This is a genomic window from Methylomonas koyamae, assembly GCF_006483455.1.
GTDB classification, from domain to species: Bacteria; Pseudomonadota; Gammaproteobacteria; order Methylococcales; family Methylomonadaceae; genus Methylomonas; species Methylomonas koyamae_B.
On the sequence record NZ_PPPU01000082.1, the window covers coordinates 1 to 2,011 of the forward strand.

The 2,011-nt window shown below is 59.2% G+C and carries 3 protein-coding genes; 2 read left to right on the forward strand and 1 reads right to left on the reverse strand.

Annotated features, from left to right (window positions below):
- Positions 1-185 precede the first annotated feature (185 nt).
- Complete coding sequence (locus C2U68_RS20925; protein WP_140914412.1) at positions 186-1,061, forward strand: fumarylacetoacetate hydrolase family protein; 876 nt, start codon at positions 186-188, stop codon at positions 1,059-1,061.
- A gap of 72 nt (positions 1,062-1,133) precedes the next feature.
- Positions 1,134-1,595 (forward strand): hypothetical protein, encoded by a 462-nt coding sequence (locus C2U68_RS20930; RefSeq protein ID WP_140914413.1) that lies wholly within the window; start codon positions 1,134-1,136, stop codon positions 1,593-1,595.
- Positions 1,596-1,611: 16 nt separating this feature from the next.
- Here the strand turns inward: C2U68_RS20930 and C2U68_RS20935 are convergent.
- On the reverse strand, positions 1,612-2,011 hold a 400-nt coding region (locus tag C2U68_RS20935; RefSeq protein WP_186289699.1), incomplete at its 5' end, for a KUP/HAK/KT family potassium transporter.

Below are 2,011 nucleotides of genomic sequence, written 5' to 3' on the forward strand. Positions count from 1 at the left end.
GTTGGGCGTAGTCGGCAAATTGGGCGGGTGTCATCGGTGGAACTCAAAATGGGGCGGCCGGGCCGCGAACAATCAAGCGGCGATTGTACCCCACAACGCGCCGAGCGGCGAACGCCAACGCCCGCTTGCCGCCAATTTGCGGCCGATCGGCTAGAATGCCCGCTTTTTGGAACTGAGCGGACTATATGAAATTGGCGACTTTTCTGGACAACGGCGTGCGCAAAATCGGCGCGGTGGTGGGTGATGCGGTGGTGGCCGCCGGCGCGGAGGCGCCGAACGACATGCTGGCGTTTTTGGCGGCGGGCGACTCGGCACGGCAGGCGTTGCAAGCCTTGATCGATGCCGATGCGCCGCGCATCGCGCTGACGGATGTGACGCTGTTGGCGCCGATCCCGCGCCCGGGCAAATTGCTGGGCGTGGGTTTGAATTACGCCGACCACATCGGCGAAACCGGCTTGGAAAAACCGGAATACCCGACGTTTTTCACCAAGCAAAGCACCTGCGTCATCGGGCCCGGCGCGGCAATCCATATTCCGCCAATCTCGGATAAAGTCGATTACGAAGGCGAGTTGGCCATCGTCATCGGCCAGCGTTGTAAAAATGTCCCGGCCGAACGCGCCGTCGGAGTGATTGCCGGCTATACGATCTGCAATGATGTGACAGTGCGCGACTGGCAGGCGCGGACGCCGACCTGGACCCTGGGTAAATCCTTCGACACCCACGGCCCGCTGGGTCCCTGGCTGATTACCGCCGACGAAATCGCCGACCCGCACAACCTGAGTCTGAAAACCTGGGTCGACGATGAATTGCGCCAAAACGCTAATACCGGCGAGATGATTTTCAATTGTTACGAGTTGATCGCCTATCTGAGCCAGGTCATGACCTTGGAGCCGGGCGATGTGATCAGCACCGGCACCCCGGCTGGGGTCGGTGTGAAGATGAAGCCGCGCGGTTATTTAAAGCCGGGACAAACCGTGCGTATCCAAATCGAGGGGATTGGCGACCTGATCAATCCGGTGATTGCCGAACCGGCGGGTTTTTTGGTGCAGCCTGGAGTTTAAGCGCCGATTAAGTCTGCCTCGATAAGCTGTAGCCAACTTAATCCAAGAGGGCCGCAAAGCCAAGAGGCAGTCATGAAAACCTTGAAAGTCACCATTTTTTCCATCGCAGCTATCGCCCTGTCGGGTTGTGCGACGGGCTACTACCAACGTGGCTATTCGGGTTACGGCAATGGCTATTATTCGTCCCCGACCTATTCGCGCAGTTACGGCGGCGGCAGCTATTACAGCCCAGGTACGACGATAACTTACGGTCGCTACTACCTGCCGCAAGGCCGGATTCATGACCACCATGACCACCACGACTGGCGGCGGCCGGATTTCGACCGCCACGACGACCGTCGCGGCGATTGGCGCGGCCGCTCGCCGGATCATGATCGGGACGATCATCAACCGGACCGGTCTGCGTGGCGGGAATATTCTTTGATGGCGCGGCCGGAGCCGGCCGAAGCCGGTGGCCGCAGGGCTTGGCGCGAGCGCGGCGGTGATGGCGACGATCGCCGACCCGGCGGCTGGCGCGGGCGCCGCGATCAATAGTCCGCAGTAAGACTGACTACAACTCGATCCGAATACCTAGCTCGATGACCCGGTCGACCGGGATTTTGAAATATTCGATCGCACTGCTGGAATTGTGAGTCAGGAAACTGAACAGGGAGCGCCGCCATTTCGGCATCGGACTTTTGCGGCGGAATGACAGGCGCTCGCTACCGATAAAAAACGATACGGTTTTCTGGTTGATATCCAGGCCTTCGTGGCAACAAAGCTGCAGCGCACGGCGGACGTCCTGTTCCTCCTGAAAGCCGAAATACAGTTTGACGCGGTAAAAGTTGCCGCTGTCGCCAAACGAACGAATTTTGACCCGTTGCGCTTCCTCCACGTAAGGTTCCTCGCGGGTGACGATGGTCAATACGATCACCTTCTCGTGAATCACATGGTTATGCTCCAGGTTGTGC